Below are 12767 nucleotides of genomic sequence, written 5' to 3' on the forward strand. Positions count from 1 at the left end.
GGCTACTTCTTCTCTGCCGTGCGGACTCGCTTCGTGATCTTCTCCTGGCCGACCTCGCCCTCGCCGAGCGCGGCGACCGGCTCGTCGTTGACCAGATACTCACCGGAGGAGGTCTCGAAGCTCTTCTTGAACTCGGTGATCGCGTCCTTGAGGGCGGTCACCGCGTCGTCGGGCAGCTGCTTGGTCTCGCGGATGCCGTCGAAGATGCCCTTGTGCTCGCGGCCCAGGTAGTCGAGGAACTCCGTCTCGAAGCGGCGGATGTCCTCGACCGGGACCTCGTCGAGCTCGCCCGTGGTGCCGGCCCACACCGAGACGACCTGCTTCTCGACCGGGAACGGGCTGTACTGGGCCTGCTTGAGCAGCTCGACCAGGCGCTGGCCGCGCTCCAGCTGGGCGCGGGAGGCCGCGTCCAGGTCGGAGGCGAAGGAGGCGAAGGCCTCCAGGTCACGGAACTGCGACAGCGACAGGCGCAGCGTGCCGGCGACCTGCTTCATCGCCTTGATCTGCGCGGAGCCGCCGACTCGGGAGACGGAGACACCGACGTTGATGGCCGGACGCACACCCGCGTTGAACAGGTCGGTCTCGAGGAAGCACTGGCCGTCGGTGATGGAGATGACGTTGGTGGGGATGAACGCCGAGACGTCGTTGCCCTTCGTCTCGATGATCGGCAGACCGGTCATCGAGCCGGAACCCATGTCCTTGGACAGCTTCGCGCAGCGCTCCAGGAGGCGGGAGTGCAAGTAGAAGACGTCGCCGGGGAACGCCTCACGGCCCGGCGGGCGGCGCAGCAGCAGGGAGACGGCGCGGTAGGCGTCGGCCTGCTTGGTCAGGTCGTCGAAGACGATGAGGACGTGCTTGCCCTGGTACATCCAGTGCTGGCCGATGGCCGAACCGGTGTAGGGCGCGAGGTACTTGTAACCGGCCGGGTCGGACGCCGGAGCGGCGACGATGGTGGTGTACTCCATCGCGCCCGCCTCCTCGAGGCGGCCCTTGACCTGGGCGATCGTGGAGCCCTTCTGGCCGACCGCGACGTAGACGCAGAGAACCTGCTTGTCGGGGTCGCCGGAGAGCCAGTTCTCCCGCTGGTTGAGGATGGTGTCCACGGCCACGGCGGTCTTGCCCGTGCCACGGTCACCGATGATCAGCTGACGCTGGCCGCGGCCGATCGGCGTCATGGCGTCGACCGCCTTGAGACCGGTCTGCAGCGGCTCCTTCACCGGCTGGCGCTGGACCACCGAGGGGGCCTGGAGCTCGAGGGCGCGCAGGCTCTCGGACTCGATCGGGCCCTTGCCGTCCAGGGGGACGCCCAGCGGGTCGACCACCCGGCCGAGGAAGCCGTCGCCGACCGGCACGGACAGGACCTCGCCCGTCCGGCGGACCGACTGGCCCTCCTCGATCTTGCTGAAGTCGCCCAGAACAACGACACCGATCTCCCGGACGTCCAGGTTCAGTGCCAGGCCACGCGTGCCGTCCTCGAACTCAAGCAGCTCGTTCGCCATCGCCGAGGGAAGGCCGGAGACATGGGCGATACCGTCGCCGCAGTCGACGACGGTCCCGATCTCCTCGCGCGCGGCACCTTCCGGCTCGTACGCCTGGACGAAGCGCTCAAGTGCGTCCCGGATCTCGTCCGGCCGGATCGTAAGCTCCGCCATCTCTCTTCAGTCTCCCTATTCGCCTAGCCGGCCAACCGGCGGCGGACTTCTTCGATTCGTCCCGCGATGGTGGTGTCGATGAGGTCGTCCCCGATGTGGACCGAGAACCCTCCCAGCACCCGCGGATCCACCTCGACGTTCAGATGAACGTCGCGGCCGTACGAGGTGCGCAGCCACGTGGCGAGACGCTGCTTCTGCTCCTCTGAGAGCGCGACGGCGCTGCGCACCACCGCGACGAGGCGCTGCCGCTGGGCGGCGACCAGCCTGCCGAACTCCTCGAGCCCACCCTCCAGGCTACGTCCTCGCGGATGCAGCACGAGCTGGGTGACCAGCCGCAGGGTGGTGGGTGCCACCTTCCCCGCGAGCAGGGAGCCCAGGAGCTCCCGCTTGGCCCCCTCGGGGGCGGCCGGCGCCGTCAGGGTCCGGTGAAGCTCCAGGTTCGAGGCGGTGATGCGCCCGAACCGGAACAGCTCGTCCTCGACGTCGTCGAGCCTGCTCTGCGCCTCCGCCTCGGCCGAGGCCGCGACGACGCCGAGGCGCTCCAGGGAGTCGGCCAGGTCGCCCGAGCGCGCCCACCTCGCGGACACGGCCGCGACGACCGTCTCCAGCGCGGCGTCGCTGACCTTGCCCTCCAGCAGCACCCGCACGATCTGCGCCTTCTGGGCCGCGGGCCGGGCGGGGTCGGAGAGGTTGCGGCGGAGCCCGTGTTCGCGGTCGAACAGGGCGGCGACCGAGAAGAGCTCGTCGGCCAGCGTGCCGAGGTCCGCGCTTCCCGCGACCGCGTTGAAGCGCTCTTCGACCTCGGCCAGCGAGGACCTGCTCAGGCCCCTCATCAGCCGATCACCGACACTCGCGCGTCACGCCTGGTTCGCCGTGTCATCAGCGGACCGCCGCGTTGCTCGACTCGAGCTCCTCGAGGAACCTGTCGACGGTACGGCGCTGGCGCGCCTCGTCTTCCAGGGACTCGCCGACGATGCGGCCGGCCAGCTCGATCGACAGGCGGCCGAGCTCCGTGCGGAGCTGGGCGAACGCCTGCTGGCGGTCGGCCTCGATCTGCAGGTGCGCGGCCTCGACCAGGCGGCGGGCCTCGGCCTGAGCCTCCTCGCGGAGCTCGGCCTTGATCTGCGCGCCCTGCTCGCGGGCCTCCTCACGCAGCCGTGAGGCTTCGTGACGGGCTTCGGAGAGCTGGTCCTTGTACTGCTTGAGCAGCGCCTGGGCCTCGGCCTGAGCGTCCTCGGCTCGCTTGATGCCGCCTTCGATCGCATCGGTCCGCTCGACCAGGGTCTTCTGGATGCGCGGGGTGAGGATCTTGCCGACGACGAAGAGGACGACGAAGAAGGCGAAGCCGCCGACGACAAGCTCGTAGGTGTGCGGGATGAGGGGGTTAGCCCCCTCCTCCGCCGCCAGGAGCGAAGCTGCCTGAATCATTTGTGCAGCCTTCCGTCAGAGGTTTTCTGCGTCTTACTGACCGAACATGAACGGCGCGACAAGGCCGATGAGGGCCAGCGCCTCGGTGAGAACGAAGCCGAGCAGCATGTTCTGGCGGATCAGGCCGTAGGCCTCGGGCTGGCGGGCGATGGCCTGCACACCCTGACCGAAGATGATGCCGACGCCGATGCCGGGGCCGATGGCGGCGAGGCCGTAGCCGATGGAACCGAGGGAGCCGGTGACCTCAGCGAGGATTCCCATTGCCATGGTGTTGTGTTTCCTTTACAGGTCGGCCGGTGAAGGCTCACCGGTCTGGATATTCGAGGGAGGTCTGTGCGTCTAGTGGTCGGCGTGGAGCGAGTTGCCGATGTACATCGCGGCGAGCATCGCGAAGAGGAACGCCTGCAGGAACTGGATGAACATCTCGAAGCCCGTCATCGCGATCGTCATGATCACGCCGATCACGCCGAGCGGGGCGCCCAGCGGGGTGAGCTTCTCGAAGAGGAACCAGAAGCCGACGAGGCTGAAGAAGGCCAGGATGATGTGGCCGGCGAACATGTTGGCGAACAGTCGCACCGCGTGCGTGAAGGGCGCGATGATCATGTTGGACAGGAACTCGATCGGGGCCAGCAGCACGTAGATCGGCTTGGGCAACCCCGGAGGGAACATCATGTTCTTGAAGTAGCCGAGCGCGCCCTGGTGCTTGACACCCAGGTAGATCTTCAGGATGTAGACACTGAGGGCGAGCACGATCGGGAAGGCGATGTGCGAGGCGACCGGGAACTGCACGACGGGGATGACGCCCATCAGGTTCCAGACCCAGACCATGAAGAACATGCTGAGCAGCAGGCCCATCCACCGGTCGGCGTCCTTGCCGAGGAACGGCCGGGCGACCTGGTCGCGGACGAACATGTAGCCGATCTCACCGATGTTCTGCACGCCCCGCGGCACCAGCTTCGGGCTGCCGAAGGCCGACCAGCAGAAGCCGATGACGATGATCGTGCTCAGCAGGGCCAGCAGCACCGGCTTCGTGAACCAGGCGACGCCGGAGATGATCGGGGCGGCGTCGAAGAGTTCGAGTCCCGGAGGCGTGAACTCGTCCCCGGGAGCGAGGAGCGTCAGCGTGCTCACGCGGCGTTCCCTTCAGCGTGGTAGTTGATCGAAATTGCTTCGTCAGCGAAGCGACCGCCGCCGAAGGCTAGCGACCGTACTTCCGGTAGACCAGGTAGACGGATAGAGCGACCCCGAGAATCAATCCGATCGGGGTGAAGGCGACCACGCCAGTCCACTTGGACAGCAACCAGCCCGCACCGCCGTACAGGATCATCCCTGAGAGGAGATAGCTGGGGATCGACCAGGCGGCGCTGGCGAAGTCGCGGCCGTCGTCTTCGGGCCGGATTTTCTTTTCGCTCATCGCGGGCATGACGATAGCAGTCGCGGTGAGGACTAGTCATATCGGGCAGGGCCCAAGCCGCCAGCGAGATGATACGCCTCATCGCGGATCGCCCTGACCTGGAACCCGGGCATCGGGGTCGACGTAGAGCATTTTGAGCTTCATGAAGCCGCGCATCTCGCCGACCGTCCAGGCGATCGTGCACGCGATGGCCGCCCAGCCGAAGGCCTTGGGCTCGAACGCGGTGGCGTCCTCGAAGGCCTTGAGCAGAGCCATGATCACGAGAATCTTCACCGCGTAGCTCAGCACCGCGGCGGTCATCATCATCATGGGCGACACCCGGCTCGCGTACGAGACGGCCACGATGCCGAGGGTGAAGAAGACGGCGACGATCACGGTCCCGATCGCGGCACCGAGCGCGCCCTTGGCTCCGGCCAGCAACGCCGCGACGAGGATCACGACCAGCCCCACCAGCACCGTGGGTATCGCAGCCCCCTTGAGAAGGCGCACGTCGTTGGCGAGCATCGGCACTCCAAGTGACTGTTATCAAGCGAGCGATTGCTACCTTGCAGGTCTAGGCAGGTTCACCATCTGCTAGTGAAAGCTATCACAAGCTCAACGAAGAGCGCCTTTACCTGCCGTTTCAAGTGAACGATCAAGGAGGCGGGGAAAGCCGCTCAAAGCGGCGTCTCAGGGTTTGAGAAACCCTGACGGGGAGCGCTGAGTGACAGGTCGGGCCGCATCGGCCGGGTCGTCGTGTCGTCGCCGGCGGCGACCGGACGCTGCCCCGGCGCCTCGGCGGCGGGGTAAGGGTGGGGCCTGCCCCGGCCGGGCTGCTGCTCGCCGGGCCACGGGTGCCGCCCGGGCCCCTCCGCGGGACCCGTGGGGCCCGTGGGACCGGTGGGATCCACCGGGACGCGGCCGTCGCCGCCCCCGTCACCGCGTCCCTCGGCCCTGCCCAGGTCACGGCGGGCGCGCCAGCGGGGCAGCGCCATCATCACCAGCACGCCGACGGCGAGCAGCACGGTCAGCGGGAACAGGATGAGCGGGACGCCCTCGATGGACAGCGCCACGACCGCGAAGGCGAACAGGAAGGTCCACGCGTACATGATCATGACGCTGCGGCGGTGCGAGTGGCCGATGTCCAGCAGGCGGTGGTGCAGATGCCCCCGGTCGGGCGAGAACGGCGACAGGCCGTTGGACGTGCGCCGGATCACCGCCATGATCAGGTCCAGCAGCGGGAGCACCAGGATCGCGACCGGCACCAGGAGCGGGAGGATGACGGGGAAGCCGTTGATGCTGCCGGAGTCGAGCGGGGTGACCAGGATCATCGTGGAGGCGAGGACCAGGCCGATGAGCATCGCCCCCGTGTCGCCCATGAAGATCTTCGCCGGGTGGAAGTTGTGCGGCAGGAAGCCCAGGCAGATCCCGATGAGCACCGAGGCGATGACCGCCGTCGCGTTGATGCTGGTGTTGCCGAAGTCCTTCGACAGGGCCACCGAGTACGTCCACGTGGCCATGGCGGCGATGCCCACGATCCCCGCGGCCAGCCCGTCGAGCCCGTCGACGAAGTTGACCGCGTTGATCATGACGACCACGATCAGGATCGTTATCAGCGGGCTCAGCGTCGAGTCGAGGGTGGTCTGCCCGCCCAGCGCGGTGGGCAGCGGGAGCCACGGCAGGCTGACACCGAAGGCGACGAGCACCCCCGCGGCGCCGATCTGCCCGGCGAGCTTGACGAGGGCGTCCATCCCCAGCCAGTCGTCCAGGAAGCCGGTCAGCGTGATCAGGCCGCCCGCGGCGATCAGCGCGATCACGGTCTTGCCCTGGCCCTCGTCCGCCAGCTTGCCCCCGGCGTAGGGCAGCTCGGCGGCGATCAGCAGGCCGGCGACGAGGCCGCCGTACATCGCCAGGCCACCGAGCCGGGGCGTCGGCGTGGTGTGTACGTCACGATCGCGGACCTCGGGCATGGCGCCGATGCGGACGGCGAAAACGCGAATCAGCGGAACCAGCAGATACGTCACCGCGGCCGCGACGAGCGCCATGAGTAGATATTCGCGCACGGAACCAGTTTCGCGGATAGTCCGGCCACCTGTGACCGGAAAACGACACAGAACAGCTCATAGTTCGCTGGGATATATCTGGTGGGTCCTCGTCAGCACCGCGGCGCGCTCCCGTATCTCGCCCGTCGCGTCAGGGTTGCGGATGACCTGCGCCACCATCGAGGCCACCTCCTTCATCTCCTCCGGCCCCATTCCCTGGGTCGTGACGCAGGGGGTGCCGACCCTGATCCCGGACGTCACCGTCGGCGGCTCCGGGTCGTACGGGATCGCGTTGCGGTTCAGCGTGATCCCGGCCGCGTGGCACCGCTGCTCGGCCTCCGCGCCGGAGATCCCGACGTCACGCAGGTCGATCAGCGCCAGATGGCTGTCGGTGCCCCCGGAGACGGGCCGCATGCCCTCGGCGGCCAGCGCGTCGGCCAGCACCCGGGCGTTGTCCACCACCCGCCGGGCGTACCCGGCGAACTCCGGCCGCAGCGCCTCGCCGAACGCCACCGCCTTGGCCGCCACCGCGTGCATGAGCGGGCCGCCCTGCACGAACGGGAACACCGCCCGGTCGATCCTGGGGCCCAGCTCCCGCGTGCACATGATCCCGCCGCCCCTCGGACCGCGCAGCGCCTTGTGCGTCGTGAAGGTCACCACGTCCGCGTACGGCACGGCGGAGGGCAGCGCCCGCCCGGCCATCAGGCCGACGGTGTGCGCGACGTCGGCGAGCAGCCAGGCCCCCACCTCGTCCGCGATCCCCCGGAAGGCGGCGAAGTCGATCTCGCGAGGGTAGGCGGTGGCTCCACAGATGATCATCTTGGGCTGGTGCCGCAGCGCCAGCTCCCTGACCTCGTCGTAGTCGATCAGCTCGGTGTCCCTGCGCACGCCGTACGCCACGACGTCGAACCAGCGCCCCGAGAAGTTGACCTTGGAGCCGTGCGTGAGGTGGCCGCCGTGCGACAGCTCCATCGCCAGCATGGTGTCACCTGGCTGGAGCAGGGCCGCGTAGGCCGCCAGGTTCGCCGAGGCGCCGGAGTGGGGCTGCACGTTGACGTGCTCGGCGCCGAACAGCCTCTCGGCCCGGTCGATCGCGAGCCGCTCGGCCCGGTCGACGACCTCGCACCCCGCGTAGTAACGCCTGCCGGGGTAGCCCTCGGCGTACTTGTTGGTGAGCGTCGAGCCGAGCGCGGCGAGCACGGCGGGCGAGGTGAAGTTCTCGCTCGCGATCAGCTGGACGCCCCCGCGGAGCCGGTCGAGCTCGTCGAGCAGCACGCTCGCGATCTCCGGGTCCTCGCGCTGCAGGAGACCGAAATCCGGCCCGTAGTACGGTTCTGCGCCCATGGCTCACACCCCGAAGACGACGACTCACCCCCACTGTAAGCCCGCTCTCCCCCGTTATCCCACGTCAGGGACGTGCCACCCCCGGCGAGCGTGTCGCGGGGAAGGCCCCCTCACCGGGCTCCTCGCCACCCGGCGGCACCGCTTCCACCCCGGCGAGCCTCCCGCCGGGAGGCCGCCTCAGGAGAACGCGTGCGGGGCCCCGGCCCTGACCGGCACCCACCTCGGCGTGTCTGCCGCCTGATCGCTGATCGACGTCAGGATCGCCTGCCGGTACAGGCTCAGGCGGGTGCGCCACTCCGTCATGTCCTCGACGTAGCGGCCGGAGACGGGGGCGTCCCAGACGTCCCTGCTCCTGGCCAGCTGGTAGGCCTTGTCGAGGCTGGCGGTCAGCGTGTCGAGCTCGGGGAGGACCTGCCTCCACATCATGACCAGCCGCTGGTAGTCGGGATTGAACTCCCACGACGTGACGGCGTCCGGAGACGGCAGCCCGTTGTTGGCCGACGCCGGCGGGGTCTCCCCCGGCTGCAGCGGCTGCGGTGCGGGTGGATCCACGAACATCACAGGCTCCTCACCCTCGCTGACACGCTTCCTGCCTCCTGCTCACTGCCCGTGTTCCTGGCCGCCTCGCGCCCGCGTTCCGGCGATCATCGGCCGCCGCCCGGGGGCGGGATCGGCCGCAGCGGGTCTCCGGGGTCCACGTCGCCCGCCGGGCCGTCGGGCCCGATGTCCATGGGCGCCCAGGCGCCCTCGCCCCAGGTCTCCCCGTCGGGCACGCTCACGCCCGGCATCTCCAGCGGTTCGATCTCGCGGGCGTTGTCGGCGAGCGTCTTGAGCGCGTCGAGGTCGAGCGGTCTCGCCTCGGCGGTGACGACGTCGCTGCCGTCGTTCGCCCACCGGGCGGCTGAACCCTCGCCGCCCTCGCCCGGCTGCGCGGCCACCCCGCCGGGAGCCGCCCCCGCCGCCTGCCCGGACGCCCCGTCGGCATCCCGCGCCTCACCGGAGACCGCGTCGCCGATGGACGGCACCGGCTCCCCGGCGGGCCGTGTGGCCGCCTCGCCCGGTGTCGTGTCCGCCATCCGGATCGCGGGCTCACCGGAGGCCGTACCGGCGGGCCGGGGCGCGGCGTCACCCTGCGTCTCGACGGCGGGCCGGGGCGCGGCGGGCTCACCGGAGGTCGTGCCGGTGGACTGCGGGGTGGTGTCGCCACCGGTGCCCGGCGGCTGGACGGTCTGGTCCGTGGCCGGGCCCGCGGTGTCGAGGAGGGGGTATGCGGGCTTGGCCGAGTCGAGCGGGGCGTTCGGCTCGACCCAGCCGGGCTGCCCCGCGGTGACGGAGGCGCCGTCGATCGTGGGCATCTCCAGCGGCGGGATGTCCTCGATGTTCTTCAGCAGCTCGTCGACCTCGGCGGCCGTGGGCGCGTCGAGCGGGATCTGGAGCACCTTCACCCCGTCGACCACCACGACCTTCGCCTTGGAGTCGCCGGTCTGGTCGATGTCGTCGGGGTGGTCCTTCCGGGGAGTGTCGTGGACGGTGTCTCCGGAGGAGCCTCCCCCGTCCCTGGGCGAGCGCTCGTCGCCCTTGGAACCGGCGTCGCCCTTGGCGTCGGGATCGTCGGCGGGCGCGTTGCCCGTGGAATCCCCGCGCGGCGTCGTCTCGTCGCCCTTGGAGCCCGTGTCGCCCTTGGCGTCGGGCGCGGTCCCCGTGGAATCCCCGCGCGGCGTCGTCTCGTCGCCCTTGGAACCGGTGTCGCCCTTGGCGTCGGAGTCGTTCACGGGCACGTTGCCGGTCTGGTCCTGCCCGCGCGGCGTCGTGTCGTCCGCGTTGACGATCTCCGGCCGCGTGTCGTCAACCCTGGGCGGCTCCGGCGCGGGCGCGGATTCCCCCTGCGGCCTCTCGGGCACGAGGCCGGTGTCCGGGTTGGGAACCTCGGGCGTGCGCGGGGCCTCGGGTGTGCGCGGGGCCTCGGGCGCCTCGCGCGGCGCGGTGTCGACCGGCTGGCCCCCGCCCTGCGGATTCTCCCCCGGCCCGGGAACCGCGGGCTTCAGGTCCTCGACCCTCGGCGTCTGCGGCCGCGCGTCGTCGGCCCTCGGGGCGTCCGGCGCGGGCGCGGAATCCTGCCTGGGCGCCTCGGGAGCGGGCGCGCCCTCGGCGTTCGGCGTCCCCGGCGGGGGCGCGCCCTCGGCGTTCGGCACCTGCGGGACGCGATCCGGCGCGGGCGCCTCGGGCCGCGGCTCCTCTGCCCTCGGCGCGTCCGGCTGGGCCGGGGGATCCGGGGGGTAGGTCTCCGGCCGGGACGCGGAATCGTCCCTCGGGGCCTCCGGCACGGGATCCGGGGCGGGAGGCTCGGGGCGCGGCTCCTCGGCCCTCGGCGGCTCGGGCGTGGGGTCGGGCCTGGGAGGCTCCGGTCGCGGCTCCTCCGCCCTGGGCGGCTCCGGCTTGGGATCGGGCTTGGGAGGCTCGGGACGCGGCTCCTCCGCCCTGGGGGGCTCGGGCGTGGGGTCGGGTTTGGGAACCTCGCGCGGCGCGGTGTCGGTCGGCTTGCCGGTGTCCTTGCCCGTCTCCTTGCCGGTGTCCTTGCCGGTCTCCTTGGACGTCTCCCCCTCCCGCGGGGAGGTCTCGTCGGCCTTCGAACCCGTCTCCGGCTTGCGTTCGTCGCCTCCGGACGCCTCGGGTTTCGGCGTCTCCTTCCGATCGTCGCGATCGCCGCGATCGCCGCGCGGGGAGGTCTCGTCACCCTTCGAACCCGCCTCGGGCTTGGCCTCGCCGGCCTTCGGGGTGTCGGGCTTGGAGTCAGGCTTGGTCTCGGGTTTGGAGTCCTTGGGATCGTCGCGCCGCGTGCTCTCGTCCGACTGGTCGCCGACGCGGGGCTTGTCGTCCCCGCCGACGGCCGGTTTGAGGTCCTCCGCCTTCGGGCTCTCGGGCTTCGCGCCGTTCTGGGAGCCGGTCTCGGGCTTCGCGCCCTCGCCCTGGGAGCCCGTCTCGGGTTTCGGGTCCCCGGCCTTCGGCTCGGCGGTGGGCGCCGTCGTGTTCTGGCTGACCTTCTTCTCCAGCAGCGTCACCCGGGCGGAGACGTCGCGGACCATCACATCGCACGCGTCGGCGATCTGGACGGGTCTGTGGGTCGACTGCGAGGACAGGCCGGCCCCGCTCATCAGCTGGCTGACCTTGCCCTCGACGTTCCGCATCCGCTCGGCGGCCCGCTGCACCTCGGACAACAGGTCGCGGACCAGCTTGGGGTCCATTCCTTCGAACTTGCCCATGGACGTCTCCCAGGAAGTGTCGGCCCACTTCAAGGTACCGGGGAGACAGCCCGGCGTCACGGTGATAATCAGATGGCATGGATCACGGCATATGCCGTGGATGTGCTGGTCAGTCGTCGGCCTTCGGGTCCGTGTCCGTCGCGACGTAGCCGATCACACCGCGCAGCTTCTCCACGCTGATCGCCCCGCGCCGCAGCAGCCTGGGCACCGCGGTGGTCAGGTCGAGGATCGTCGAGGGGATGTCACTCTCGCACGGCCCCGCGTCGAGATAGACCGACACCGAGTCACCGAGCTGCTTCTCCGCGTCGGCGGCGGTGGTGGCGGCCGGGGCGCCGGAGCGGTTGGCGCTGGAGACGGCGAGCGGGCCGGTCTCCTTGAGCAGGTCGAGGGCGACCGCGTGCAGCGGCATCCGGACGGCGACGGTGCCCTTGGCGTCACCCAGGTCCCACGACAGCGACCGGTTCGCGCGGCAGATCAGCGTGAGCGGGCCCGGCCAGAAGGCGTCGACGAGATCCTGGCCGTACGGGCCGAGGTTCTCCACCAGGGCGTTGGCGGCCCGGACGGTCCCGACCAGCACGGGCACCGGCATGTCACGGCCGCGCCCCTTGGCCCCCAGCAGGGCGGTGACCGCGGCGGGCGTGAAGGCGTCGGCGCCGACACCGTAGACGGTGTCGGTCGGGAGCACCACGAGCTCCCCCCGCTGCAGGGCGGACGCGGCCTCGATCAGGCCCGTGGCTCGCTGCTCGGCATCCATACAGTCATAACGTCGGCTCACGGCGTGCATCCTATTCCTGGCCGAACCGGGCGGTGACGAAGCGGTCCCTGCGAGTCAGGTCCTGGCGGCTGCGCACGTCGCGCCAGCCGTTGTCCTCGGAGAAGATCAGATAGACCGGGGTGCCCTGCTGGTCGGCGTGTTCCACGGCGACGAAACCACCGGGGCGGAGCAGCCGCCTGGCGGTCCGCTCGACCGCCCTGACCTCGTCGAGGCCGTCGCTGCCCGATCCGTACAGCGCGCGGTGCGGGTCGTAGTCGCGCACCTCGGGGTCGCGCGGGATCGCGCCCGGCGGGATGTAGGGCGGGTTGGAGATCACCAGGTCGACCTGGCCGTCCAGCTCGGAGAGGGCGTCGGCCAGATCCTCCGGGTGCAGGTGGACGCGGCCCTGGCCGTGCTCGATGATGTTGCGCTTGGCCCAGGTGTAGGCGCCGGGGTCGACCTCGACCGCGTGCACGGTGGCCAGCGCGACCTCCTGGGCGATCGACAGCGCGATGGCGGCCGAGCCCGTGCCGAGATCCACGACCACCGGCGAGGCGACGTCCATCTCCCGCAGCCGGTCGATCGCCCAGCCCGCCACGACCTCGGTCTCGGGGCGCGGCACGAAGACGCCGGGCCCGACCTCCAGGGACAGGTAGCGGAAGTAGGCCCGCCCGGTGATGTGCTGGAGCGGCTCGCGGGACTCCCTGCGGGCGACGCCCTCCCAGAACAGGGCGTCGAAGTCGGCGTCCTTCACCATGTGCAGCTCGCTGCGGCGCACGCCGTGCACACACGCGGCGATCTCCTCGGCGTCGGTGCGCGGCGACGGCACACCTGCCTCGGCGAGCCGGGCGGTGGCGAGGGCGATCTCGTCCAGCAGAAAGGTCATGGGCGCGT

General features: G+C 70.4%; 13 protein-coding genes. All 13 read right to left on the bottom strand.

Annotation, left to right across the window (positions count from 1 at the left end; genetic code table 11):
- Positions 1-2: 2 nt before the first annotated feature.
- The 13 genes from atpA to prmC all read right to left on the bottom strand — a co-directional run bounded on the left by atpA (position 3) and on the right by prmC (position 12759).
- Entirely contained in the window at positions 3-1652 is a 1650-nt protein-coding gene (gene atpA / locus AC5L38_RS23720; protein WP_389922542.1) for a F0F1 ATP synthase subunit alpha, read from the bottom strand.
- Positions 1653-1675: 23 nt separating this feature from the next.
- Positions 1676-2485 carry a F0F1 ATP synthase subunit delta gene (locus AC5L38_RS23725; protein ID WP_495245009.1) on the bottom strand — a complete coding sequence of 270 codons (810 nt, stop codon included), beginning with the start codon at positions 2483-2485 and terminating at the stop codon, positions 1676-1678.
- A 46-nt stretch (positions 2486-2531) separates the two neighbouring features.
- Positions 2532-3080 carry a F0F1 ATP synthase subunit B gene (locus AC5L38_RS23730; RefSeq protein ID WP_350973495.1) on the bottom strand — a complete coding sequence of 183 codons (549 nt, stop codon included), beginning with the start codon at positions 3078-3080 and terminating at the stop codon, positions 2532-2534.
- Positions 3081-3113: 33 nt separating this feature from the next.
- Positions 3114-3341 carry an ATP synthase F0 subunit C gene (atpE, locus tag AC5L38_RS23735; RefSeq protein ID WP_030906562.1) on the bottom strand — a complete coding sequence of 76 codons (228 nt, stop codon included), beginning with the start codon at positions 3339-3341 and terminating at the stop codon, positions 3114-3116.
- Positions 3342-3419: 78 nt separating this feature from the next.
- Entirely contained in the window at positions 3420-4211 is a 792-nt protein-coding gene (atpB, locus tag AC5L38_RS23740) for a F0F1 ATP synthase subunit A (RefSeq protein WP_350973494.1), read from the bottom strand.
- A gap of 67 nt (positions 4212-4278) precedes the next feature.
- A complete protein-coding gene (locus tag AC5L38_RS23745) occupies positions 4279-4494 on the bottom strand; it encodes an AtpZ/AtpI family protein (protein WP_350973492.1) in 216 nt (71 codons plus the stop codon).
- Positions 4495-4572: 78 nt separating this feature from the next.
- Positions 4573-4998, bottom strand: coding sequence for a Cg1360 family ATP-synthase-associated protein (locus AC5L38_RS23750; RefSeq protein WP_495245010.1), 426 nt, complete (start codon positions 4996-4998; stop codon positions 4573-4575).
- A 152-nt stretch (positions 4999-5150) separates the two neighbouring features.
- Positions 5151-6536, bottom strand: a complete 1386-nt coding sequence (locus tag AC5L38_RS23755; protein ID WP_495245011.1) for a glycosyltransferase family 4 protein — start codon at positions 6534-6536, stop codon at positions 5151-5153.
- Between the two features lie 57 nt (positions 6537-6593).
- On the bottom strand, positions 6594-7859 hold the full coding sequence (glyA, locus tag AC5L38_RS23760) for a serine hydroxymethyltransferase (RefSeq protein WP_495245012.1): 1266 nt from the start codon (positions 7857-7859) through the stop codon (positions 6594-6596).
- Between the two features lie 177 nt (positions 7860-8036).
- Positions 8037-8417 (bottom strand): hypothetical protein, encoded by a 381-nt coding sequence (locus AC5L38_RS23765; protein ID WP_389922523.1) that lies wholly within the window; start codon positions 8415-8417, stop codon positions 8037-8039.
- 86 nt (positions 8418-8503) lie between these two features.
- Complete coding sequence (locus AC5L38_RS23770; RefSeq protein ID WP_495245013.1) at positions 8504-11119, bottom strand: hypothetical protein; 2616 nt, start codon at positions 11117-11119, stop codon at positions 8504-8506.
- A 109-nt stretch (positions 11120-11228) separates the two neighbouring features.
- Positions 11229-11894 carry an L-threonylcarbamoyladenylate synthase gene (locus AC5L38_RS23775; protein WP_389922518.1) on the bottom strand — a complete coding sequence of 222 codons (666 nt, stop codon included), beginning with the start codon at positions 11892-11894 and terminating at the stop codon, positions 11229-11231.
- 10 nt (positions 11895-11904) lie between these two features.
- The gene (gene prmC, locus AC5L38_RS23780; protein ID WP_495245014.1) at positions 11905-12759 is read right to left on the bottom strand and encodes a peptide chain release factor N(5)-glutamine methyltransferase; all 855 of its coding nucleotides are present in this window, start codon (positions 12757-12759) and stop codon (positions 11905-11907) included.
- Between the last annotated feature and the right edge of the window lie 8 nt (positions 12760-12767).

This window comes from Streptosporangium nanhuense, assembly GCF_059358815.1.

Excerpts from the sequence above, each read along its gene's own strand:
- atpA (WP_389922542.1), bottom strand. The coding sequence starts at position 1,652 with ATGGCGGAGCTTACGATCCGGCCGGACGAGATCCGGGACGCACTTGAG.
- AC5L38_RS23725 (WP_495245009.1), bottom strand. The coding sequence starts at position 2,485 with ATGAGGGGCCTGAGCAGGTCCTCGCTGGCCGAGGTCGAAGAGCGCTTC.
- AC5L38_RS23730 (WP_350973495.1), bottom strand. The coding sequence starts at position 3,080 with ATGATTCAGGCAGCTTCGCTCCTGGCGGCGGAGGAGGGGGCTAACCCC.
- atpE (WP_030906562.1), bottom strand. The coding sequence starts at position 3,341 with ATGGGAATCCTCGCTGAGGTCACCGGCTCCCTCGGTTCCATCGGCTAC.
- AC5L38_RS23745 (WP_350973492.1), bottom strand. The coding sequence starts at position 4,494 with ATGAGCGAAAAGAAAATCCGGCCCGAAGACGACGGCCGCGACTTCGCC.
- AC5L38_RS23750 (WP_495245010.1), bottom strand. The coding sequence starts at position 4,998 with ATGCTCGCCAACGACGTGCGCCTTCTCAAGGGGGCTGCGATACCCACG.
- glyA (WP_495245012.1), bottom strand. The coding sequence starts at position 7,859 with ATGGGCGCAGAACCGTACTACGGGCCGGATTTCGGTCTCCTGCAGCGC.
- AC5L38_RS23765 (WP_389922523.1), bottom strand. The coding sequence starts at position 8,417 with ATGTTCGTGGATCCACCCGCACCGCAGCCGCTGCAGCCGGGGGAGACC.
- AC5L38_RS23770 (WP_495245013.1), bottom strand. The coding sequence starts at position 11,119 with ATGGGCAAGTTCGAAGGAATGGACCCCAAGCTGGTCCGCGACCTGTTG.
- prmC (WP_495245014.1), bottom strand. The coding sequence starts at position 12,759 with ATGACCTTTCTGCTGGACGAGATCGCCCTCGCCACCGCCCGGCTCGCC.